Here is a 23,340-nt window from a genome sequence, read left to right on the forward strand (position 1 = left end):
ACACGCCAATATTCACTAGTTTAGCCACATGCGCGTGCGATGATGACACCGTGAAGTTTTCGTCCCGGCCCGGTCGCCGCCCATTTTCCTCCGTGGCGAGGGCGGCGTGCGCAAGCGCCGCGATAGCTGCCATCGCCGTGACACTCACGGGCTGCGGGGGTCACCTGGAATCGGCGCAGGGCTCACTGCCTGAGCTGACAGCGCCCCAGCTGGTGCGCGATCGTGCTGTTCGCGCGGATTGGGCAATTGCCGCTCGTGCCGACGAGCTCGCTGATCTGGCCGGACAGTGTGAGCCGTGCCAGAAGGCGTGGCGCGATGTGGCCGACCGTGCCGAGCAGCGAGTCGAGTCACTGGGAGGCGTATGGGATCCGTGGCCTGATGGTGCCCCTGAAGGCGCTGACTTGCCCGATCCGATCGCTGAGGCTCCCGTTGCAGCGGATGCATTCGTCGCCTGGATGGCGGCCTGTGCTGTACGCGACTTGTCATCCGTCGCTGATCCTGCCCTGCTCAGTGATGCCGATGCGCGCATACTTTCCAGGGTCGCGGCGGCGCGCCTGGCGGATGCGACCACGCTCGGTGCGGTTGTGGGCGTTGATTACGGTGAGGGCGCATCAAGCGTGCTGGCACTGGCGAACCGGATTGCGGCTCGGACTTTCGGGGATTCTGCGGGCGGGTCTGCTCGTGATGGCGTGATGCGCGCGGCTCAGGGAATTTTGGATGCCCAGGAGGTTGCGCCTGTCGACACAGGCACCGTCCTCTTTGCGCACCTGGCACCCGCTGACCAGGGCATGCACAGCGATCAACGCGACTTCACTGAAGATGCTGACGTGTCCTATGCGGTGCGCGTATGGGACTGCGTCGGTCAGACTCTTCCTGCCCTCCAGGTGGAGGGCGAGGGGATCGCTGACGCATCTGCCACGGTGGATCGATTGTTGGAACGCACGCGAGTTGTCCTCAACGCTGGCGTGGACGATACGCGCGAGTTCCGGTGCCATCTGGAAGAGTCGTCACCTCAGTCACTGGATGCGTTGATGCTGGCAACGGATCTGACTCTGGTTGATTCCGCCGATGCGGATGTGCGCGCTCTGGGGGTGCGCAGCCTGGCCGCTGACATTGTGGCAGGAGCCGCATCGGGCAGTGCTGACATGTCAGACGCCCTCGATGCAGCCTTAAAGCAGTAACGTTTCTGTCCCTCACGTACTGCGGTGTGCGTGATACCTGCCCGCGCATTGTTCGCCTGTCATGCGCGGCGTCCAGTTGGGGGCCTAGTATGCGTATCCCATCACCGTCTGGGCAGGCGCTTGTCGTTGTGATTCTGCGGTGCCCCGACCGGGGCTCGAACCCGGGACAAACGGATTATGAGTCCGCTGCTCTAACCGACTGAGCTATCAGGGCAGATCTAGCCTAACCGCTTTAAGGCTTCGAAAGCGAATCGCGCCTGAACGCAAATGCCAGTGGTGTGGGTCATACTGTGCACCACGATGACAGGAACACAAAACGGACCAGTCGCTGCCTTACCCCAATCATCCAGAGGAGTCTACTCATGAACCAGTTCACTGACGTTCACGCACTAGCTGTCAAGCTCTACGATGCCCTCGGCGCGTTCCGTGAGAACGCCGACGAAGATGAGGCCACATTGTGGATGCTGTACCAAACCTTAGCCGGGTGGCTGGCGAGCATGCTGCGCCATAAGGCTGCTGACGACCAGGTCGAACAGACACTTGCAGCGATCGCGCTGCGAGACGCACTACGAGAGTTCACGTTCGCAAGCTGCCTGGCATATGGCCAACTGATGAAAGTGATCCGCGAAAGCGGTGAGGACCTGAATGATCTCGACACATCGGAGTTTGCTAGTCTTCACGACATCATCGAGGAATGCCTGACCGAAAGTAGGCTGACGCTGGGAGATCGCCTCACGAACAATTAAGCAATGATTGTCCGGGGAGCGTTCGGGGACGTGGCCTACGCGAGAGTAAGGCGAGGAGCCACTGTTCGGCCAATTGGAGCACGTCGATTGGCCCAAGTCAAGGCAATAAAAAGCTCCCGCGACTGGATTCGAACCAGTAACCGTCCGATTAACAGTCGGATGCTCTGCCGTTGAGCTACGCGGGATCAACGCATTGAAGTCTAGCGACTGATGACCAAAAGGGGCAACTTGAAAGAGGTGGTGTATCCCTCACTTTGCTGCACGTGCCAATACAGCACTGCTCACGCGCCAACGGCCAGGGTGAGTGGCTCAGGCTCACACTCGCACGCTCATGTGAGGCCGCTGCTCGGTCTCGCTAGTCGAGGCCGACACCTTCACGCACATCCCGTTCAAGCGCGTCCGCCTGATGCGCTTCCTCACCGGTTAGCGGCCCATCCGACACGAGTGTGGAGAACAACTGCCCATCAGCAGCTCGACGGATTGCAGCAGTCACTGTCGCACCCGAATCAACCGTCACCGAACGTTGAGTCACGATCGACTGCGACACAGCTTCACTCATAAGCGCCATAAAACGCTCTGGGTCCTCACTGATCGTGACACCCGTGAACGGTTCGCGGTCGGGATCGACCCACGTGACGCTCAACGTCCGCTTCTCAGCGTTCCAGCGCGCATGCTGAACTTCGTACCACATGGCAGCGAGGTGGACACCCTCGTCACTGGCGACGAAAAATGCGTACTTGCCGGCGATGACTACTCGCCCGTCCTCGAGGCGCTCACATGGAGCACTCGCATCATAGGCGGGCAGATGCTGCGCAACCGTGGAGGGAAGCTGGCTGTGAGAAGGTTTCGAAGGTGTCATAGCAGTGAGGATATCCGCAACGGTGATCTAGTTCGCGTCCAGAAGCTGACGCTCGTAAGGATCAACGCTCAAGCCGGCATCGATGATGGAGCGAGCCCACTCGCGAGCGCTGAACAGCGAATGATCACGGTAGTTGCCACACGACTTTTCATCCGTACCCGGCACATCGTCCCACGCGACGTCTTCGGCAATGGCGCGAAGAGAATCGGTCACCACGCGCACAATGTCCTCCACTGCCGGTTCTCCCCACGTAATCAGATGGAACCCAGTACGGCAACCGAACGGTGAGCAGTCAATGATTCCGTCCATGCGGTCACGCAGGAGTGACGCCAAGAGGTGCTCAATCGTATGCAACCCCCCGGTGGGGATGGCGTTCGCGTTGGGCTGGACAAAACGAAGATCGAAATTCGAGATCACGTCACCGGCAGGCCCGCTCTCACGATTGATGAGCCGCACGTAAGGCGCGCGCACAGCCGTATGATCGAGCTGGAAACTTTCCACTTCCGCCATTTCTTCTCCTAATTCTGCTCAGCGAACGCTCGCCGCCGCTCTTCACATTTCATCAACTCTGTGAAGGTCTCAGCATAGCGCTCATCATCAGAGTTCATACGCTGCAGTTTCGCATGCAGCTCGGCACTTCGACGCGTCAGATCCATCCGCACCATCGCAGCAATAATGCCGCGCGAAAACGAACGCATTTGATCGGGGCGGTCCTGCGGCAAGGGTGCGACAGCCAGCTGCGTGACAACCGCATCGACAACCGGCCCGGCGCTTTCACGAATCGCTTCGGCAAATTTCTTCGTCGCAGCAGCTTCCGCCGCGTCCCCCCTGCCCATCGAGTCTTCTGCTCGGGTCAGCATGTCAGTAAAGGTCTGCAGCCCGCCGATAGCGCGCACAGCGTCGTGAACTGCCCTGTGAGCAGGCACCGTGAACGCTTCCCCACCCAGTTCCTCAAAACCGGAATCCACCACGTCGACTGGGCGTTGAATCAACACCTCAAGGGCCTGGCGCTCCAGGTTCGCCACCGGATCGTCCATCACTGCTGCAGGCACTCGTCCAGGCACGCCCGTGCCCGCCATGTCCATTGCCGAGGGCGACGTGTAGCTGCGCGCCTGCGCATAACGACCACCCTGATTGGACGCCATCCGCGGCGCGGTGCGCACCGACTTGGCCACATCTCGCATATCCATGCCGAGCCAGCCCGCTAGTGAACGCGTGTACTCGTTACGCAACGCCCTGTCCTTGATCCCGGCCACCACGGGAGAGGCAGCGTGCAACGCGGCAACGCGACCTTCAGCAGTGTTTAGGTCCTGCAGGCGCAGCAACGAGCGGATGACAAACTCGAACAGCGGTGTGCGCGAATTGACCAGGTTCAATACTGCCTGATCACCGCTGCGAAGCCGCAAGTCACACGGATCCAGGCCGGATGCCTCCACGGCGACGAAGGTCTGCGCGGAGAAGTTCTGATCCTCACCAAAGGCACGAAGCGCCGCCTTACGACCGGCCTCATCACCGTCAAAAGTGAAAATAATTTCTCCACCGTGAGCACGCCCCGATGAGAGCACCACTCCAGCCGCAGGATCAGCACTGTCGCCAAGCAAACGCCGTACGATCTTGACGTGCTCGGAGCCGAACGCAGTGCCGCATGTGGCCACCGCAGTGACTTCCCCAGCCACATGCGCGGCCATCACATCGGTGTAGCCTTCCACAATGACGATGCGTCGACGCCTGGAGATTTCACGCTTGGCCAGGTCAAGGCCGTAGAGAACCTGCGATTTGTGGTAGATCGCTGTTTCCGGAGTATTCAGATACTTCGGAGAATTCGTGTCAGAATCGTCCAGGCGCCTCGCACCGAACCCGACGGTCGCACCCGTAATGTCGCGGATCGGCCACATCAGGCGCCCTCGGAAACGATCGTAAATGCCGCGGTTTCCCTGACTGGCCAGGCCGGCGGCCAGAATCTCCGCATCCGTGAATCCACGCGAGCGCAGCAGACGCGTGAGCGAATCCCACGATTGTGGAGAATACCCGATCCCGAACTGCGCACTGTCGGACTGCGAAAAACCGCGGTTGGCCAGGAAAGCGCGGCCTGGCTTTGCCTCGTGAGACATGAGCTGTTCGCGGTAGAAATCCTCTGCCACGTTGTGGGCATCCAGGAGGCGCTGACGCTTCCCCGGTTCTTCCTCGCGTACCCGCCGGCCGCCTTCTTCATAGTGCAGCGTGATCGAGTAACGCTGGGCGAGCATCTCGACGGCTTCAACGAAGCTCATATGGTTGATCTTCTGGATGAAGCTGATAACGTCTCCACCCTCACCACATCCGAAGCAGTGCCACAGGCCGACTACGGGGCGCACGTGAAACGAAGGGGTCTTCTCATCGTGGAACGGGCACAGGCCCTTCAATGCGCCTACACCCGCACTCTTCAAGGTGACGTGTTCGCCTACCACCTCTTCGATCCGGCAGGCTTCACGCACCGCCGCTATGTCTTCTCGACGGATCATGCCAGCCATGGCTTCAGTGTACTGTTCCGCGCCCTCACGTCCACTGGGTCGATAGCAGTCCGCACAGGCGGGCGTGCCACTGTGAGGCTGAAATATCCGTCAATGTCGCCACCTGATCGATGACGACACGCAGCCGCTCGGCATCACCGTCGGCATGTTGCCATGCAGTCGCAAACGGCTCTTCGAGGTGCTGCCCGCGCGATTCGAGCAACGCGTCAACCAGGTCGGCAAGAATCGTGCGCTGATGCAGGTAGACCGGTTCGGTTTCTCGCGGAGACATCACGTAGTGCACAGCGATCCCCTTGAGCAGCTGAATCTCCGCCCGCACGTCCCGAGGAATCACCAGGTCCGCATGGTGCCGTCCCAGCGGGCCATCACCGGCCACTTCGCGCGTGGCCGCAACAACGCTTTGACAAAACCTGCCGATCAACTGGCTAGTCAGATTCTTCAATGCCGCAAGGTCCGCATAGGTGCCATCGAAACGGTGCAGCCACACCGGCAGCGCCAGCAGGCGCTCCATCGCCGCTTCCAGTTCAGTTGCGCTCGCTCCCGGGCCGTACCACTGCAGCGTGGAGTCGATAATGCCCGCCACATGCTCATCATCACTCACGTGGCTCACATCCATCGCGCGCGTGGCGATCGCGTCCTCCACGTCGTGCACGCAATACCCGATGTCATCAGACAGGTCCATGATCTGTGCTTCAAGGCAGCGCCTCCCCGCGGGCACATCGCCGCGCATCCAGGTGAACACCTCGGCGTCATCCTCATAGACGCCAAACTTCTTCATCGACTTGTCAGGGTCTGGGCCCTGGCCGCGCTTCCACGGATACTTCGCGATGGCGTCCAGCGTCGCCCTCGTCAAATTCAGTCCCGAGGGTGCCCCGTCCGGGGCGACAACTTTGGGTTCGAGGCGCACCACAATGCGTAGTGTCTGAGCGTTGCCCTCAAAGCCTCCGGCATCTTGCGCCAGGTCGTTGAGCACGCGTTCGCCGTTGTGACCGAACGGCGGGTGGCCCAAATCGTGAGACAGGCACGCTGCCTCCACAACGTCTGGATCTGCGCCCAGTTCTTTACCAAGCTCGCGACCCACCTGTGCCACTTCCAGTGAGTGCGTCAGGCGCGTGCGCACGAAGTCATCGCTGATGGGTCCCAGCACCTGAGTCTTGGCGCCCAAGCGTCTCAGCGCTGATGAATGGACAATTCGCGCGCGGTCACGTTCAAAATCGGTGCGTTCAGGATTCTTGGGTGATTCTGCGACGAATCGTTCACGGTCATCTGCCGAGTAGACGATCCGATGGGGCGCCTGGGCGTGGTTCATGCGCTGGTTCACGGCTCCAGCCTAACGCCCGTGCATGCTCTTCCTTGGACAATATGTGCCTTCGGCACGCGAATGGGCCACAATGGTGTTATGTCTGACACGTCGACTTTGCACGTCGCATCCGATTCAAGCGTGACTACGCGACTGGTTCAGCGCGTCCAACGGGGACATTTCCCCTGGTGGAGACGCGCCGTGACCTGCGATATCGGCGGCGGTGTGACCGATGAGGATTTGGAAGTTATCGAAAAACTCTCCTTCGATTTTGCGCGCGTCGGCTTCACGGCTGTTGCCGTCCGGCCCGCACATGCCGACATCGCGGTGGATGGGTCGCGCCTGGCATCATTTATCGAGCGTGTTCACCGCACCGGCGTCAAGGTCATCGTCCGACTGTCCGGCGCGCGCGTGCCGGGCAGCAGCGAGGGAGCGTTTGTCAACTTCGAACAGGACGTGTCCTCACTGGTCGTGCGCACGAGGGCGGCTCTGAAAGCCGGTGCCGACGGGATTGACCTGGGAATCATTCGCGAGGATGACCAGTCAGGTGACGATCAGGCGCAGCGCTTCACGCAGCTGATTCATATTCTGCAGGCTGAGCTGGCCGATTTTGATCGCATGCCGATTCTGAGTGCGGAAAGTTCCATCACCACTCCGCATGCCCTGAGCCGCCACCTGGAGGAAGACTGGTTCCACCATCTGCGTGACGACGCACTGGTCACCTGCCCGTGGGACATCACTGAGCTGCATGAACGCATTGCGTGCACGCTGTCGGAGCGTTCGCGTCTGGGTCACGTTGCCGCCTGGCAGTGGTCGCACTGCGTCACCGACAACCGCCCCGTTCTTCCCTCCCCTGGTTCGTGGGAGGAAGGCGCTTCGCAGTGGCGCCGCAATGCGATGGCACTGGTGGCATTGTCACTGCCGGGGGCGGCGTACGCACCGTTCGACAGGCTGGCCGGTCGCCGCAATTTTGATGCTCACGACGGGGCTCACGTGGAGTGGGAGCCGAGTGAGGATGCGCGCCGCGAGCGCGAAATGGTCTCACGTGCCCTGAGGATCCGTGTTGAGCGCTCCATGGGGTCAGGATCCTTGGCATACGTGAACCACCTGGCCTGGGCGCATGAGGGTGTGGGTGTGCACCTGTGCGCCGGCGTCATGGTGGTGGTCAACGCTTCTGATACTCCTGTTGAGGTTCCGCCCGAACATGCGCTGCTGCTTGATTCAACGGGGCGCTCCGGTGGTGAGCCGAATCAGCCCACTGTTGTCGGCCCTGACCAGTGCGCCTGGTTTGAAGCAGCCTTGGTTCAGGCCCCTCCCGTCTCCAGCTATTCGTAAGCCACACGGGCCTGCTCAATCAGAGAACCATCAGCGCCCGGGCATTGGCAACATCGCGCCGATCTCGATACCGGGTCGGTCTGTTCAGCGGAGCAGCCAGACCAACGCGCTAATTGCTGGTCACCGCCACAATCGGCATGGAGGGACGATCGCCGCGATCGACGGCGAATTCGGACTGGGCGGCCAGTGAGGCCATCGCGCAACTTCCGCATGCCGGTCGGCGTGGCTCAAATCCCTTGTCTTCCTCATCCCACACAATGTCGACTGTGCCGAAATCCAGCACGCCATCCGCGCTTTCGCGCCGACGCTGTTCCATCGCCGTTGAGATCATCAGCTTGATGCGGTTGAGCTGGTTGACCTGTGAGGCACCCGGATCGTAGTCCACTGACACCACATTGGCCTGCGGGTAGCGATTGCGCAACGCGCGGACCATTCCCTTGCCAATGATGTGGTTGGGCAGGCAGCCGAAAGGCTGTGCACAGATGATGTTCGGGCAGCCATGTTCAATCATGTCGACCATCCCCAGGCTGTGAGCGTTCCACGATGCTGATGCCATCGCGTTGTGGAAGAACTGGATCAGTGTGGGCAGTTCCGCCTCACGCCCTTCCTCTTCAATAACGCGCACCGCGTGGTTGTTTGCCTCGGGATGGAACTTCATCAGGATTTCTCCGACCAGTCCCACCAGGGGTTTGCGCGATGTCGCGCATGGCAAGCGCGGCGACATACGCGAAATCATCAGACGCATCGCAGAAGAAGAATTCATTGCGAATGGATACGACGGCACCACAACCCGTCATATCGCGGCTCGCGCCAACTGCGATCCGGCAATGGTGAACTATTATTTCGACTCCAAGCAGCGTTTCCGCTCCTACGTACACTCCAGCATTATCCCCGACATTACTGACTTTATTCATCAGCACGTGTGCGGAACTGACGCTCCTCCCCTGTCATCCGCCACGCGCACAGCGATTGCGCGGGAGATTGAGTGCGTCATGTCCACGCTGTACGGTGTGGCCACGATGCGCTACATTGTCCAGCTCGAACCTCTCGCATCCATGTCAGAGCAGCCACTTATCGACGAGTTCGCTCCCATCGTGCAGCGCCGCCTGGATACGGTTGTCGAACTGGTTCGCTCGCCACGGAGCCGGTAGGTCTCCTCGCACCCACACGCTCACGCTTCCTTGGTCAGGTGAGTGATGGTGTAGGTTTCGCCAGGACGCGTATCGAATGCGAGGTGCGTGGCGTCCAGCAGCGTCGATCTCACGCACGCGCCGTCAGCGCTTGTCACGGTCGCGTTCGAGGCGCCCACAAGGCGCACCATTGCGTGCCCGCCGCTTCCGGAGGTAATCGTCATCAAAGTGACGGCGCCATCGGCCCATTCATAGCCAACCGTGAAGTTGCCGCGAGCGCGCAGCCCACTGACTCGACCGTTTCTCCACACGCGTGGCAACGCGGGCGCTGGATACATATAGTTGCGGTACTCGCGTCCATCCTGACCCACCCAGGTCGAATTGGACTGCAGCAGCATTTCGCTGACACCTGCGGTGTAGCCGAAGTTCCCGTCGATCTGGAACGGCGGGTGTGTATCGAACAGGTTGGGGTAGATCCCGTTGGCAAAAAGAGACTGGATGATGCGGTGCGCACGCTCCCCATCGCCGGCGCGGGCCCACGAATTCAGTCGCTGAGCAATTCCCCACCCGGTCGCGCGGTCAGATCGATCATTCATCGACACCTTTGCCGCGTCGAGGAATTCTGCATGATCAACAGTGATCAGGTCGCCAGGATAGAGGCCCAGCATATGCGACATGTGGCGGTGGTAGCGCTGATAGTCCGCGATCGCGGAGCCATCCGTATGATGCCCGAGGGCGCCCTCGTCGTACCATTCCTTGATCTGGCCTGAGTCGCCAATGACGATGGGGTCGAGCAGGTGCCTGGCGCACGCCCATGAACGTGAAGCGTCCGAGGTGAACGCGCCGTCATTTTCCCAGTCCCGCTCCCAATCGTCGATGGAGCAGCTCTCATCCATCGTCAGCCGATCGGCATCCACCTGCAGCACCTCTGCCGCTTCGATGGCGTCAGTCAGCATTTGCCAGATCAGGGTCTGCTCGTACACGTTGCCGTCAGTGACCGGTCCATGTTCGGGCGAGTAGGCAGGCGATGAGACCAGGCGGCGTGTGCCCGTCGAGTCGGTGGACGGGTGCAGCAGGCGCTGCACGTACAGGTCTGCCTGTTCTTTGAGCAGCGGGTAGATGTCTTCTCGCAGGCGCTCCGTGTCCCCGGTGAACTCGTACCATTCGTAGACGTTGTGCAGCATCCACGGAACCACGGCGGGCGACCATCCCCAGAAAGAGTCACGTCCCGGAGTGGTCCAGCCAAATGGAGTGTTCTCGGTGTGAGCGCTGAAACCGGATCCTTCACTGCCATCGGTACCCAGGTAGATGCGTGCCGTGCGTCTGCCCGGTTCAACCAGAGCCTTCATGAAGCGGATCATCGGACCAGCAGTTTCGACCAGGTTCGTACTGTAGGCCGCCCAGTAGATCATCTGCATGTTGACGTTGAGGTGGTAGTCGGAGTTCCATGCATTCGGCCCAACGGTATCGTCAGACCTGTTCGCCCATACGCCCTGCAAATTGGCTGGCAGCAGTGAGTTCTCCCGCGAGGAGCTGATGCCGAGGTAGCGTCCGTACTGAAACAGCACAACTTCCAGTTCACGTTGCTGCGCAGGCGAGGCATCTCCTGCGCGGTAGGCGTCGAGCAGCACGTCCGTCGGAACGGTCCGGGCGCACTGATGCGCTTCGCCCCCGTCACATTGGCCCGCATTTTTCGCGTCGCATTGGCCCAGGTCCAGTTTTACTCGGTCAAACAGCGCGCTGTAGTCACGCTGGTGGCGTTCACGCAGGTCATCAATGCTGCGTGCAGCAGCTTCTTCCAGCACCGCCCTGACACGTCTCGACACATCGCGCGGGCTCTCGCCAGTTCGATATGCCGGATACGTCAGCGCATAATCAGTCGCCGCGCTCACCAGCAGCGACACGTGCGTGCACCCTGCAATACTCAGGTGGTCTCCCCCGTCACTGACCTCGCCGTCAGTGCTGGCCACTTTAATTGCCGAGGCATAGCGCAGCCCGTTGTTATGCAGTGCACCGCTGACTTCAAGGAGGCCTCCAGCCACGTCAACGGTGGTGCGCTCAGCGTTTTTCTGACTGTCCTGCTTCGTTGGAAACGACACGGCCAGTGTCTGTGCGGTGGTGGACGTCAGATGCATGACAAGAACGTTGTCAGGGTTGGAGGCAAAGTATTCGCGGGTGATGTGTGTCCCGTCATGATCGAATGCGACGTGCGCGATCCCGGTCGACAGATTCAGGTCACGTTCATAGTTCGAGTAGTGGTCATCAGCGAAACCGTAGTCAAGGTAGATAGTTCCCCACGCCTGGTAGCCTCCTTGTTCGGCCGCATTGAAGCCGCCTATGAGAGTGTTCGACGCCAGGCGCGCTGCTTCTTCGCGGCGTCCCTGTTCGAATAGGTGCTGCACCGAGCGCAGCGTCTGGCCGTTTCTGCCGTGTTCGACTGAGTTGCCGCCGTCATAGGTCGGCGTGCTTCCCGGTCCGCCTGTCCACAGGGTTTTCTCGTTGAAACCGATGCGATCGCGGCTGATCTCACCAAATATCGCGCCGCCCAGGTCACCGTTTCCGATCGGCATCACTGTTTCCTGCCAGATGCGAGAGTCAGCGTCCACGATGGAGGGCGAGCCAGCTTGCGGCCCTTTTCCACTGGACATCAGTTCGGTCAGGCTCGCCGGTTGCCTGTACCACAGGCGCAGGTCGTGGTGGTGTGACGTTGTATGCTGAGCGCTCGCCATGAGGCGCCTTCCTTCGATCGGTGCGCGGTGCGCAATGTCAGTGCGCACGGTGCGCATGTCCACGTAGTGTGTGTGCTACCTGTTGAGCCGGCAACTGGCCAGGCGCACTGGACGCGCCAACCGTTGCAAATGTGGCCGCCAGTCCAAACTCAGGCCCCGCCAGGCGTGTCGCCACACCAGCCTCGCCCATGCCGATACAGATCGTCGGCACGTCCAGGTGCGACATCGCCCACCGTCCAGCCTGCATAATCGCGTCCGCATCAGCATGTGAGTGAGCGCGATAGGCGACCTTGACGATATCTCCATCCAGTGCCGCCATCTGCTCAAGCTGGCGCGTGATCTCTTCAGGTGACGGTGTCAGCTCCCAGTTGTGTGCGGAAATAATGACGGTGCTGCCATCGTTGTGAGCATCGTTCACGATCTGTGCGCTGCCGGGCCATCTGGCTTCCACGTCCACACAGGGCGCAAGCGCGGCCAGGTTCCTGACATTGTGAGCGTATGCGTTTTCATCCAGGGCGCTGCGGCCGCCCTCGTCAATGGTGCGTATGGCGGCGAGGACGGGCACGGGACAGCGTTGGACAACAGCGCTGCACACGCTGGCAAGCTCGTCGGGATCTGGCCACATATCTGCGCGCCACTCGGCCAGATCAATCGGCTCGCCATGCAAGTTGTCGATCTCGTCGACGAGGGCATCCCATGTGCTCCCGGTCAGCGGTGCGATAATTCTGGTCGGATGCCCCGGCCCCAGGAAAACGGGGCCGATCTGGACTTCTCGTTGCATGTTCTCACCCGCCTGACGCGTCATCTTCAGCCAGGTGCAGGTGCTGGCGTTCATCGTCAGTTAGTGTGCGCGAGTTGAGCCACCCATCGGGAAGATGTGGTTTCTTCTCGTGTCCTGCGCGTCCTCTGCTGCCCTGCGCTGCCGACGGGAAGGACTGATCGAGGTCAAGATCCATCAGTCGCTCATGCAGCTCCTCCAGGGAGGAAACCAGATTGAGAGCCTGGCGAGATGGCCCGCCGATCGCGAATCCGCGCAGGTACCAGCCGATGTGAGCGCGCAGGTGACGCATCGCGCGATATTCGTCAGTCATTTCTTCGACCTGCCAGCGAGCATGCTGCTCAATGATGGGTGTGATCTGGCGGAGCGTGGGCGGTGGTGGAAGCGGACGCCCGTGCAAGGCTGCAACGAGTTCGCGGAACAGCCAGGGGCGGCCCTGCGCGCCGCGACCAATCACCACTGCATTACATCCTGTGCTGTCCATCATGGCTCGGGCATCGTCTCCGCTGAAAATGTCTCCATTGCCGAAGACGGGGATGTCCTCACGCACAACGTCGCGTAGTCGCGCAATCGCCTGCCACTGGGCGGCGCCCGAATAGTACTGGTGCTGTGTGCGTGCGTGCAGAGCAATACCGGCGACGCCTGCCTGCTGCGCAATGCGTGCGGCATCCAGGTAGGTCACGTGGCCGTCATCGATGCCGATTCGCATCTTGATAGTGACGGGAATATCTCGGCCGACAGTGCGGCCGGCATCGTCAGCCGCGCGAACCACAGCACCGACCAGTGAGGCAAACAGGTCTCGCTTGTAGGGAAGCGCAGCTCCCCCACCCTTGCGCGTGACTTTCGGCACCGGGCAACCAAAATTCAGGTCCACATGATCGGCCAGATCCTGCTCGACAAGCAGTCGGGTCGCAGCCGCCATCACGTCAGGATCGACTCCATATAGCTGGATGGAGCGCACCCGTTCTTCAGGATCCACGCGCACCATATCCAACGTGCGTTGGTTGCCTTCAACCAGAGCGCGCGAGGTCACCATTTCGGTGACATACAGGCCCGCTGGCGCATCGATCCGGGGACGTGGATGTGCCTGCCCGTCAGGAGCTGGACGCAAATGCTCGGGCAGGCCTTCCTCACCGAAGTGGCGGCACAGGCGCCGAAATGGCACATTCGTGACTCCCGCCATCGGCGCCAGGATGACCGGTGACCACAATTGAATGGGGCCGACAGCTACAGGCGCGAAGGCGGGAGCACACTGAACGGGAAGTAACGTCATCGGATGGACAGGTATGCCTCAGCAGGCGCCGAGCTTATCGGCAAGCCAGGCAGGAACCTCGTCGATCGGGATGCGCACCTGCTCCATCGAGTCGCGCTCACGGATTGTCGCTGCGTGATCGTCGAGCGAGTCGAAGTCAATGGTGACGCAGTAGGGTGTGCCGATCTCATCTTGACGGCGGTAGCGCCGGCCCACCGCGCCAGCATCGTCATAGTCCACGTTCCACCGCGTGCGCAGGCTCTTCGCCAGTTCGCGTGCAGGCTCCTGCAGTTCCGGCTTGCGTGACAGCGGCAAGACGGCGGCCTTGACGGGAGCCAGACGAGGATCCATATGCAGCACCGTTCGCTTGTCCGCACCACCCTTCGCGTTGGGTACTTCTTCCTCGTCGTAAGCCTCCACGAGGAATGCCATGAGAGAGCGGGTCAGACCAGCCGACGGTTCGATAACATACGGAGTCCAGCGTTCGTTCTTCTGCTGATCGAAGTAGTCCAGCTTGGCGCCGGAAGCTTCGGCATGGACCGATAGGTCGTAGTCGGTACGGTTGGCGATGCCTTCGAGCTCGCCCCACTGGGAGCCTTGGAAACCGAACGTGTATTCGATATCAACGGTGCGCTTGGAATAGTGCGAGAGTTTCTCTTTCGGGTGTTCGTACAGGCGCAGGTGTTCGGGATCAATGCCCAGGTCGACGTACCACTGGAAACGCTGGTCGATCCACTGCTGATGCCACTGCTCATCAGTGCCCGGTTCCACGAAGAACTCAAGCTCCATCTGCTCGAATTCGCGGGTACGGAAGATGAAGTTACCTGGCGTGATTTCGTTGCGGAAGGACTTGCCGATCTGAGCGATGCCGAACGGCGGTTTCTTGCGGGAGGTCGACATGACGTTGGCGAACTGCGTGAAGATACCCTGTGCTGTTTCGGGGCGCAGGTAGTGCAGTCCGGCCTCGTCATCAACGGGACCAAGGAATGTCTTGAGCAGTCCGGAGAAAGCCTTGGGCTGTGTCCACTGACCGCGCGTCCCACAGTTCGGGCACGGCACGTCTTCCATCGACACGTCGCCTTCATCTTTCGAATGCTTCTCAGCGTACTGCTCGATTAGTTCGTCCTCACGCAGACGCTTGTGGCAGGACAGGCATTCGGTCAACGGGTCAGTGAATGCTGTGACATGACCGGACACTTCCCACACGCGCTTGGGCAAAATAACGGCTGAGTCCAGTCCCACAACATCGTCACGGGAGCGCACAACAGTGTTCCACCACTGGCGCTTGATGTTTTCCTTGAGTTCCACACCCAGCGGACCGTAATCCCAGGCTGAACGGGTACCACCGTAGATTTCCCCTGAAGGAAACACGAAGCCGCGGCGCTTGGCCAGGCTGATGACCGAGTCGAGACGTGAAGGGCCTTGTGCCATGTTGGATATTCTCCTTATTTTCATCGTCGCACCTGGCTGGTGCGACGCTCACGCGCTCGAGTCTACCGGTTTTACTGCGTTACCCCTTCACTGCGCCCGCTGTCAGACCCGACACGATGTACTTTTGCAGGTATTGGAAGAGCAGGATCACAGGAATTGCCGCGACAACGGCTCCTGCGGCGAACAGGCCCCACGGTGCCACGCGCTCATCGGCAGCCCAGTTGTACATGCCGACAGCCAGTGTGAAATTTGATTCGCTTTGCAGCACGACGCGCGCAATGACGAAGTCGGAGAAACTGGCGATAAAGGACAGTAAACCGACAACAGCCAGGATCGGGATTACCAGCGGCATGATAATCGTCCAGAACGTCTGAGCGTGGCTTGCCCCGTCAATTTCGGCCGCTTCGTCAAGTTCGCGGGGAACGGTGTTAAAGAACCCGTACAGCAGGAAGGTGTTCGACCCCAATGCGCCGCCCAGATACACGCAGATCAGCGCCAGACGAGAGTCCAGTCCCAGGACCGGGAAAACGTCCTGGAGGGCGAGCAGCAGCAGGAACAGTGCCACGAATGCCAGCATCTGCGGGAACATCTGAACCAGGAGCAGGAAGGTGAGTGTGCCGCGTCGCCCTCGGAAACGAAAACGGGAAAATGCGTAGGCGGCCGCAGCGCCCATCAGCACTGTACCGATCGCGGTAATCGATGAAACGATCAGCGAGTTCTTGATCCACTGCCAGTACGTGGTTTGCCCCAGTGCTTGGAAGTTCTCCAATGAGAAGTGCTGGAATAACTTGTTGGCTCCGGCCAGCGTCGCGCCCGGCGACAGGGAAACAGACAAGACGTACAGCAGAGGAATCAGACAGTAGATGGTGACGAGGATACCGACCACGTACCTCCACCCCAGCTCTCGCATCCATCGGCCAGCCGACATCGAGTGGCGTGTATTGTTCGTCTGATCGTTGTGTGCGCCGCGTGTTGTGGCAGCTTGAGACGTTGATGCAGTAGTCATCACATTTCCTCCAATGCGCGCGTCTTCCTGAAGCCCAGCCAGGAGATCACTCCTACGACGATGAAGATGACGATCGACATGGCTGATGCCAGACCGAAGTTCTGCCCGCCCCGGTCAAATGCGATCTTGTAGACCATCGAGATCAAAATGTCAGTCTCACCCACCGGCACCGACAATCCCGGATAGGACGGGCCGCCACCTGTGAGCATGTAGATCAGTGAGAAGTTGTTGAAGTTGAAGGCAAACGATGAGATGAGCAGTGGGACCGTCGATTGCAGCACCAGTGGTAGCTTCACTGACCACACTGTGCGCAGCGCCCCTGCTCCGTCTATCTTCGCCGCCTCCATGACGTCAGAGGGCAACGATTGCAGTGCACCCAGGCAGACGAGGAACATGTATGGGAATCCGAGCCACAAGTTCACCCCCAGGATGGAGACCTTCGCCCACGTCCCATCGGTCAGCCACGGGATGTTCGTTCCGGGCATCCAGCCCAGCAATGCCTCGTTGACGAAGCCGAAGCGCTCGTTGAGCATGCCGCGCCAGACCAGGGTGGCGAGGAAGCCAGGGAACGCGTAGGGCAGAATCATCAGGGACTGGAAGACGCGCCGGCCTTTGATGCGCTGATCAGCGAATGTCAACGCCAGGAAGAGGCCGAAGGCGAAGGTGGTGATCACCGATCCGAATGCAAAGACGAACGACCAGATCAGCGATTTAAAGAACGGGACGGCCAGGTCAGGGCTGACCACCATTGAGGCGTAGTTGTCGAAACCGACAAAGACGCGCCACCCGGGCGTGAGGTGCTCGCCGTCTGGTGAGGTGAAGAAACCGTCACTGTCTGCCGTGTACACCACGCCGGTTGCCGTGTTTGTCATGGTGTCGGCTTGTTCGTCGTAGTGGAATGTGGGCTGAGCCAGATAGCCTTTGGAGCCGTCGGTGGTGACGTAATACCCGTCGTCAGGGTTGTCACTGACCGGTACAGTCAGATTGACCACGTCGTTTTGTCGGGCTGCAACATCTGCAAACGCGAGGACGTCGTAGCCTTCCACCGAGGTGATACCCAGGGAACCCACTTCCGCGTTGACCTCATGAAGCGGCACATCCTCAAAACCGACGCTCACCGCATGTGTATCGGGATCTTCGACCGCCAGCCCCAGTGTGCCGCCGTCGTCGACGACCGCCATATTGACGGTGGGCGCGCCATCCACCCTTTTCTTGTTCTCCATCATGATGGAGCTGATGGCGTCAGCTTTGGTCGAGTTATGCCCTTGCCCGTAGTTCGTGAAGGACACGTAGCCGGTATACCCCATGACGAAGACCTGGTAGATCAGGAGGAACACCAGGCCGGGGATCAGGTATTTGGCGGGCAGCATCCGCGAGGAAAAATAGATGAAATCGACGGCAACCAGCAGAAGGACCAGTAGCGCCACGATGAGCCACGACTGGACGAACGCCGCTGTGATGATGCCGTAGACGCCGAGTGCATTGACGAGCATCATCAAGATCAATTTGGCGATAAAACCGGGCCTCGTTATGTCGCGGGCATGTGAGGTGCGGTACGAGGGGGTTTGCGGTGAATCCGTTGACTGTGAGGGCTGTTCTGTGTGAGAAGACGTTGCTGATGAAGGCGACGACATGGCCTACTCCTGATTGGGTGAACAGGGTGCGGGCGGCACGGTGGATGAGAAAAGAGATGCGAGGCACCTCGTTTCTCATCCCCGTGCCACTGGTCTGTCACGCTGCAGTGAGCAGCGCGACGCGACAGACACTACTCAATAGTGCCTTGAATGTTGGAGATCATCGTGTTCCAGCCTTCTTCGGGAGCTTCCTTGCCGGAGATGATGTTTGCTTCGGTCAGACCCCAGAACTGCCACACGGCGCTCATCTCAGGAATAGACGGCATGGGCATACCGGTTTCGGCAATCTTGGAGAAAGCCTGAATGTCAGGGTCATCAATTGCGGCGGCTGTTTCTTTCAGAGCCGGTGTGCGCCCAGCCAGGTCGTACATTTTCTGCTGCGCTTCGGGGGTCTTCATAAAGTCCATGAACTTCGAGACAAGCACCTGGTTCTGGCTCTTTGCAGATGCGTAGAAGACTTGGACGCCGACGAACGGCGCCGCTGTTTCACCTCCCGCTGAGGGGATGGGCAGCACAGAGATGTCCATGCCGGCATCGCGGAAAGCGTCAACGTTCCACGGACCCGTCACGGTGTATGCCGCTTTGCCGTCCAGGAAGGACTGCTTGGCGATTTCGCCGGTGATGTTGATGTCGAAGATTCCAGCGTCTGCCTGTTGCTTCAGCCATGTAGCATACGCCGCCCCCTTTTCGCCACCCATCGTCAGCTCTGAGGTGTAGGAACCGTCAGCTTCCTGAGCAAAAACCGTTGCACCAAAGGAGGTCTGGAATGGGTAGTAATGGTACGGGTCTCCCTGATCTCCGGTTTGGAGGACGAACGGATACTCGGCTCCTGTCGCTTTGCCCGATTCGATCATCTCGTCGAATGTGGCAGGCTCATCCGTGGTCAGCGCGTTATTGCGCACCAGTGCCAGCGATTCGGTGGCGTAGGGCACACCGTAGGTCTGCCCGTCATAGGTCACGGCCTGCACTGCTGATTCGGTAAAGGCGTCAGCTGAATCGGCAATGTCAACCGGGGCGACCACACCATTGTTGACCAGTTCTCCCAGCCCATCGTGAGCGGTCACCATCATGTCGGGGCCTTTGCCGGTAGGTACCTGCGCGATGAAGTCTTTCGACATGGTGTCGGTGGACTTGGAGAAGATATTGACGTCAATTTGCGTTTGAGCAGTGAAATCTTTCGCGAGTTCTTTCAGCGGCCCGGTTCGGGTGTCATCTGCCCAGATAGTGAGGGATCCAACGGTTGCAGCACCGTCCGAAGCAGACTGTCCGATGGCGGACTGTTCCGCGTCAACACCGTCTGAGGACTGGCCGGACGGCGAATTTCCGCCGCATGCTGTCAGTGTGGCAACGATGGCGAGGGCACCAAGTACAGTTATGCGTCTGCGCATTCAAACTCCTATGATCGGGTGATCGTGAATCCGCACGCTCCGCTGCCGTGCGGTTGTAGCTCTTACTGTAAATAATCTCCGACAATTGTGCAAGGATTTACAGAAAAGATAGAGAACTGTTACATTCAGTACAGCGTCCACTCGGTGAGCCATGCACGGCTCACCCTCGTGATCGACTACGATCGATAAGACGTACATAACCGGGAGGGTTCAATGCCGAAACACCGCACACGGATGACTGATATCGCTGAACACGCGCAGGTGTCAACAGCTACCGTGTCACGCGTCATTAACGGAACTGGCCCCGTGTCAGCCGAGACGCGCCACCGCGTCCTGACGGCGATTGATTCTCTGGGGTATGAACGCCCCCTTCCTGAACGCTCCTCCTCCACCCCCTGCATCGGGATCATCATCCCCGAACTGACCAATCCAATTTTCGCCGCATACGCCCACGCCATCCAGGCTGAGGTTTCGCGCACAGGTACAATCCCATTGATCTGCAGTCAGACTCCCGGCTCCACCTCCGAGGGTGACTACGTTCAAACCCTTCTGTCCCACGGATGCTCCGGCTTGATTTTTGTGTCGGGGCGTCACGCCGATTTTCGCGGAGATATGTCCCGCTACCATCACCTGCGCGAACGACGCATCCCATTCGTCACCATCAATGGATCACGCGAGGAGATTGAAAGCGCAGATTTTTCTGCCGCCGACCAGATCGGTATCTCGATCGCCGTGCGTCACCTGCGCGAACTGGGACACACACGGATCGCTCTACTGTCCGGGCATACGCACATCGTGCCCGCCAGCAGAAAAGTCGACGCATTCAAGACAGTCATGGCTCAGGAGTTCGGAATCGACAAGCCGCGCATTGTCGAAACGTTCTACACATACGAGGCCGCCGCAGCTGCAACTCACGGTCTGCTTGATGAAGGCATGACTGCCCTCGTCACTGGATCAGATATGCAGGCACTGGGCGCAATTCGCGCGGCAAAGTCACGTGGCATGCGCGTGCCGGATGACCTGTCGGTTGTCGGGTTTGACGATTCGCAACTCATGGCTCACCTCGATCCACCCCTCACGACGATCCGCCAGCCTGTCGATGCAATTACCACGGCTGCAGTTCGCACTCTGTTCGAAGCGATCAAGAATCCTGACATGCCCGCCACGTCCGGGGCATTCCTGTACACACCGGATCTGGTTGTCCGCGGTTCGACTGGCCGAGCGCCGTCCACATCGCGATAAACTACACATCTCACACCAGGTCCACTTGACATTCATTCTCACTTACGGTGGAGTTGTAGGTATGAAGATCTCGCGTCCTCTCCTCACCCTCGTCTGCGCAGCCACCGTGCTCGCCGGGTGCTCCACTGCTTCGGCACCCCAATCGATGCAGTCTGAACGGTCGGTCATCGCTGACGCAGGCCAGTCCGCCCAGTCCGACACATCGACGGTACTCAACGTCGCAACGTCCTTCTACCCGTTGCAATATCTGGTGGAACAGATCGGAGGTGATCGTGTAGCTGTGTCGTCACTGACACCTCCTGGAGCCGAGCCGCACGACCTGGAGCTGTCGCCGGCCAAGGTGAACGAATTGGGGCGTTCAGACATCGTGGTGTACCTTTCTGGTTTCCAGACTGCCGTCGATGACGCTGTGGCGATCAATCCACCCGAACATGTTGTTGACGTTGCCAGTGCTGTTCAGCTCCTGTCCCCCACACACGTAAATGAGGACACACAGTCGGGGCACAACGAGGCCGAGGACACTGACTCGACGGATGAGGAACACGGCGATCACGACACAGGTCACGAACATGACCACGGTGATGTTGATCCACATTTCTGGCTGGACCCCCAGCGTATGGCTCAAGCTGCCACGATGATTGGACAGGCGCTCGCAAAAGCCGACCCGATCAACGCGCAGCTGTACACCACACAGGCAGCCCAGGTATCCACCTCCCTCAATGAGTTGTCAACGGAAATTGTCGAGGGCACACGCAAGTGCGCTCACACGACATTCATCACCTCGCACGAGGCCTTCGGTTACCTGGCCGACCGCGCCAGCGTGAACCAGGAAGGCATTGCCGGTATTGATCCGGAAACATCACCCTCGCCAGCCAAACTGAAGGAGATCTCCGAGCTGGCCAAGAAAGAAGGCGTGACGACAATTTTCACTGAGACTCTCATTGACCCGAAGATTGCGCAGACACTGGCAGAGAACCTGGGAATTAAGACCGCAGTCCTTGATCCCCTCGAATCCCAAAACGATCCATCCAAGGACTACATGGACGTGATGAGAGACAATCTGGCTGCTCTGCGCACAGCACTGGATTGCAAGTAGCCCCCGCAATGACCTGCCCCGATGCGTCTGACATGACCACTCTTGCCGTCAGCATGCGTGACCTGCATGTCGCGTGGGATGACACCCTCATCCTGCACGGCATTAACCTGGATATACCCGCCGGACAAACGCTCGCCGTGACGGGTGCCAACGGTTCCGGCAAGTCCACGCTGGTACACGCGATCCTTGGCACCGCACCGGTGACACGCGGCAGCGTGTCACTGTTTGGCATGCAGGTCAGTGCGCACGGCAAGCGACCATGGTCGCGCATCGGCTACGTCCCGCAATATTCACGCGCAGGCGGCGGCGTCGCCTCCAATGCGCGTGAAGTTGTCGCCTCAGGTTTACTGGGGCCTCGAAAATTCTGGCTGTCACGCTCCGATCGACGCAAAGCGCTCGGTGCTCTGGAACTGGTCGGGCTCGCACATCGCGCAAACGATCCGGTCTCCATCCTGTCGGGTGGGCAGCGTCAGCGCGTCAACATTGCGCGCGCCCTGGTGCGCCACCCGGATTTTCTCATCATGGATGAGCCGCTAACTGGAATCGATTCGGTTTCGCGCCAACGCCTGGCGTCGATCGTGCAGTCAGCCAAGGACGGGGGCACCACCATTGTGTTGGTCCTGCATGAGCTGGGGGAACTACGCCCCCTCCTGGATCGTCAAATCACCATTGCCGCCGGCCACATCACATACGACGACGCCCCACAACCGGCATCGACCGAGGAGGCGAGCCATCATGGGTGAGGCACTCGCCGACCTTTTCACATCCCCACTGATGCTCCGTTCCCTGCTGGCAGCGCTGCTGGTCGGACTGTGCGCACCCATCGTCGGCACCTACCTGGTACATCGCCGCATGGCGATGCTGGGAGACGGCATCGGGCACGTCTCGCTGACGGGTGTGGCTCTGGGCTGGATCGCCGGGACAGCTGCAAACGTGACGCCTTCTGATCAATGGGCATTGCCGGGCGCCCTTGTCGTATCAATCCTGGGCGCGGTGACGATCGAAGTCGTCAGGCTCAGTGGCCGCACCAGTGCAGACGTTGCCCTCGCCATGTTGTTCTACGGAGGCATCGCCACCGGCGTCCTGCTGATCGGTCTGGCAGGTGGAACGTCCACACAGTTGAACTCGTATCTATTCGGATCCATCTCAACAGTGCAATGGGGAGACGTCTACCTCATTGGCGCGCTGTGTGCACTCATCTTGCTCATCGGCCTGGGATTGTCGCCTGCACTGTACGCAGTGACCGATGATGAGGACTTCGCGCACTCAACCGGCCTTCCTGTGGCTGCCCTGTCCATCCTCATCGCGATCCTGTCGGCGTTAACTGTCGCAGTTGCGATGCGCGTCGTGGGCTCGCTCCTGGTGTCGGCCCTGATGATCGTCCCGGTCGCAATCGCGCAACTCGTCACCCGTTCCTTCCGCTCCACAATGGCCTGCGCAATGGCTCTGGGAACCGTGCTATGTGTCGGCGGCCTTGTGGTGACCTACTTCGTGGATGTCTCCCCCGGCGCACTCATCGTGGTGGCAGCTATCGTCGTATACATCCTCGGATTCGTCATCAAGGCTGCCATTGACGGAATTCGACGAGGGCGACGCCTCCAGGTCACCGGCGGACATACGCATCTGATTGCCGGTGATCCTCACGCTCATTCGGCGCATCCTGACTCCCCCGATCGGATGGGCACACCACCAGCAGATGACACACTGTAATCTCCATTTCTCG

Annotated in this window: 20 protein-coding genes and 2 tRNA genes; 8 read left to right on the top strand and 14 right to left on the bottom strand. The window is 59.9% G+C overall.

Features of this window, described 5'->3' with window-relative positions; all coding sequences use genetic code 11:
* The first annotated feature begins 50 nt into the window (after positions 1-50).
* Complete coding sequence (locus AC1EJ1_RS06375; protein WP_480295556.1) at positions 51-1,181, top strand: hypothetical protein; 1,131 nt, start codon at positions 51-53, stop codon at positions 1,179-1,181.
* Between the two features lie 140 nt (positions 1,182-1,321).
* Here AC1EJ1_RS06375 and AC1EJ1_RS06380 read toward each other — a convergent pair.
* A tRNA-Ile gene (locus AC1EJ1_RS06380) sits at positions 1,322-1,395 on the bottom strand.
* Positions 1,396-1,543: 148 nt separating this feature from the next.
* On the opposite strand from AC1EJ1_RS06380, the gene AC1EJ1_RS06385 reads away from it, so the two are divergent.
* On the top strand, positions 1,544-1,927 hold the full coding sequence (locus AC1EJ1_RS06385) for a hypothetical protein (RefSeq protein WP_480294025.1): 384 nt from the start codon (positions 1,544-1,546) through the stop codon (positions 1,925-1,927).
* 113 nt (positions 1,928-2,040) lie between these two features.
* Here AC1EJ1_RS06385 and AC1EJ1_RS06390 read toward each other — a convergent pair.
* From AC1EJ1_RS06390 to AC1EJ1_RS06410, 5 genes are all read right to left on the bottom strand, one after another.
* Positions 2,041-2,112: transfer RNA gene (locus AC1EJ1_RS06390), tRNA-Asn, on the bottom strand.
* A gap of 170 nt (positions 2,113-2,282) precedes the next feature.
* A complete protein-coding gene (locus AC1EJ1_RS06395; protein WP_480295557.1) occupies positions 2,283-2,786 on the bottom strand; it encodes a hypothetical protein in 504 nt (167 codons plus the stop codon).
* A 27-nt stretch (positions 2,787-2,813) separates the two neighbouring features.
* Positions 2,814-3,296 carry an S-ribosylhomocysteine lyase gene (locus AC1EJ1_RS06400; RefSeq protein WP_480295558.1) on the bottom strand — a complete coding sequence of 161 codons (483 nt, stop codon included), beginning with the start codon at positions 3,294-3,296 and terminating at the stop codon, positions 2,814-2,816.
* Positions 3,297-3,304: 8 nt separating this feature from the next.
* On the bottom strand, positions 3,305-5,296 hold the full coding sequence (gene dnaG, locus AC1EJ1_RS06405; protein WP_480295559.1) for a DNA primase: 1,992 nt from the start codon (positions 5,294-5,296) through the stop codon (positions 3,305-3,307).
* A 25-nt stretch (positions 5,297-5,321) separates the two neighbouring features.
* Positions 5,322-6,605: a deoxyguanosinetriphosphate triphosphohydrolase gene (locus AC1EJ1_RS06410; RefSeq protein ID WP_058236852.1), complete on the bottom strand. Its 1,284-nt coding sequence runs from the start codon at positions 6,603-6,605 to the stop codon at positions 5,322-5,324.
* Positions 6,606-6,695: 90 nt separating this feature from the next.
* Here AC1EJ1_RS06410 and AC1EJ1_RS06415 point away from each other — a divergent pair, with 90 nt between their 5' ends.
* Positions 6,696-7,931 (top strand): hypothetical protein, encoded by a 1,236-nt coding sequence (locus AC1EJ1_RS06415; RefSeq protein ID WP_480295560.1) that lies wholly within the window; start codon positions 6,696-6,698, stop codon positions 7,929-7,931.
* 109 nt (positions 7,932-8,040) lie between these two features.
* On the opposite strand, the gene AC1EJ1_RS06420 is transcribed toward AC1EJ1_RS06415, so the two are convergent.
* Positions 8,041-8,589, bottom strand: coding sequence for a hypothetical protein (locus AC1EJ1_RS06420; protein WP_480295561.1), 549 nt, complete (start codon positions 8,587-8,589; stop codon positions 8,041-8,043).
* Positions 8,590-8,620: 31 nt separating this feature from the next.
* Between AC1EJ1_RS06420 and AC1EJ1_RS06425 the strand changes: the two genes are divergently transcribed.
* Positions 8,621-9,082, top strand: coding sequence for a TetR/AcrR family transcriptional regulator (locus tag AC1EJ1_RS06425; protein WP_480295562.1), 462 nt, complete (start codon positions 8,621-8,623; stop codon positions 9,080-9,082).
* Positions 9,083-9,102: 20 nt separating this feature from the next.
* Here AC1EJ1_RS06425 and AC1EJ1_RS06430 read toward each other — a convergent pair whose 3' ends face one another.
* The 7 genes from AC1EJ1_RS06430 to AC1EJ1_RS06460 all read right to left on the bottom strand — a co-directional run bounded on the left by AC1EJ1_RS06430 (position 9,103) and on the right by AC1EJ1_RS06460 (position 19,279).
* The gene (locus AC1EJ1_RS06430; RefSeq protein ID WP_480295563.1) at positions 9,103-11,847 is read right to left on the bottom strand and encodes a glycoside hydrolase family 95 protein; all 2,745 of its coding nucleotides are present in this window, start codon (positions 11,845-11,847) and stop codon (positions 9,103-9,105) included.
* Entirely contained in the window at positions 11,828-12,571 is a 744-nt protein-coding gene (gene aroD / locus AC1EJ1_RS06435) for a type I 3-dehydroquinate dehydratase (RefSeq protein ID WP_480295564.1), read from the bottom strand. Before aroD ends, AC1EJ1_RS06430 begins: the two co-directional genes overlap by 20 nt.
* A 4-nt stretch (positions 12,572-12,575) precedes the next feature.
* Entirely contained in the window at positions 12,576-13,841 is a 1,266-nt protein-coding gene (dusB, locus tag AC1EJ1_RS06440; RefSeq protein WP_480295565.1) for a tRNA dihydrouridine synthase DusB, read from the bottom strand.
* 18 nt (positions 13,842-13,859) lie between these two features.
* The gene (locus AC1EJ1_RS06445) at positions 13,860-15,251 is read right to left on the bottom strand and encodes a glycine--tRNA ligase (protein ID WP_480295566.1); all 1,392 of its coding nucleotides are present in this window, start codon (positions 15,249-15,251) and stop codon (positions 13,860-13,862) included.
* A gap of 79 nt (positions 15,252-15,330) precedes the next feature.
* Complete coding sequence (locus tag AC1EJ1_RS06450; RefSeq protein ID WP_480295614.1) at positions 15,331-16,179, bottom strand: sugar ABC transporter permease; 849 nt, start codon at positions 16,177-16,179, stop codon at positions 15,331-15,333.
* 77 nt (positions 16,180-16,256) lie between these two features.
* Positions 16,257-17,891 (bottom strand): ABC transporter permease subunit, encoded by a 1,635-nt coding sequence (locus AC1EJ1_RS06455; protein ID WP_480295567.1) that lies wholly within the window; start codon positions 17,889-17,891, stop codon positions 16,257-16,259.
* Between the two features lie 131 nt (positions 17,892-18,022).
* Positions 18,023-19,279: a sugar ABC transporter substrate-binding protein gene (locus AC1EJ1_RS06460; RefSeq protein WP_480295568.1), complete on the bottom strand. Its 1,257-nt coding sequence runs from the start codon at positions 19,277-19,279 to the stop codon at positions 18,023-18,025.
* A gap of 213 nt (positions 19,280-19,492) precedes the next feature.
* On the opposite strand from AC1EJ1_RS06460, the gene AC1EJ1_RS06465 reads away from it, so the two are divergent.
* The 4 genes from AC1EJ1_RS06465 to AC1EJ1_RS06480 all read left to right on the top strand — a co-directional run bounded on the left by AC1EJ1_RS06465 (position 19,493) and on the right by AC1EJ1_RS06480 (position 23,327).
* On the top strand, positions 19,493-20,521 hold the full coding sequence (locus AC1EJ1_RS06465; RefSeq protein ID WP_480295569.1) for a LacI family DNA-binding transcriptional regulator: 1,029 nt from the start codon (positions 19,493-19,495) through the stop codon (positions 20,519-20,521).
* 61 nt (positions 20,522-20,582) lie between these two features.
* Positions 20,583-21,617 carry a metal ABC transporter substrate-binding protein gene (locus AC1EJ1_RS06470; RefSeq protein WP_480295570.1) on the top strand — a complete coding sequence of 345 codons (1,035 nt, stop codon included), beginning with the start codon at positions 20,583-20,585 and terminating at the stop codon, positions 21,615-21,617.
* 32 nt (positions 21,618-21,649) lie between these two features.
* Complete coding sequence (locus AC1EJ1_RS06475) at positions 21,650-22,360, top strand: metal ABC transporter ATP-binding protein (RefSeq protein ID WP_480295571.1); 711 nt, start codon at positions 21,650-21,652, stop codon at positions 22,358-22,360.
* The gene (locus tag AC1EJ1_RS06480; RefSeq protein WP_480295572.1) at positions 22,353-23,327 is read left to right on the top strand and encodes a metal ABC transporter permease; all 975 of its coding nucleotides are present in this window, start codon (positions 22,353-22,355) and stop codon (positions 23,325-23,327) included. Before AC1EJ1_RS06475 ends, AC1EJ1_RS06480 begins: the two co-directional genes overlap by 8 nt.
* Positions 23,328-23,340: the final 13 nt, after the last annotated feature.

It is taken from the genome of Pauljensenia sp. C0170B4 (assembly GCF_056590235.1).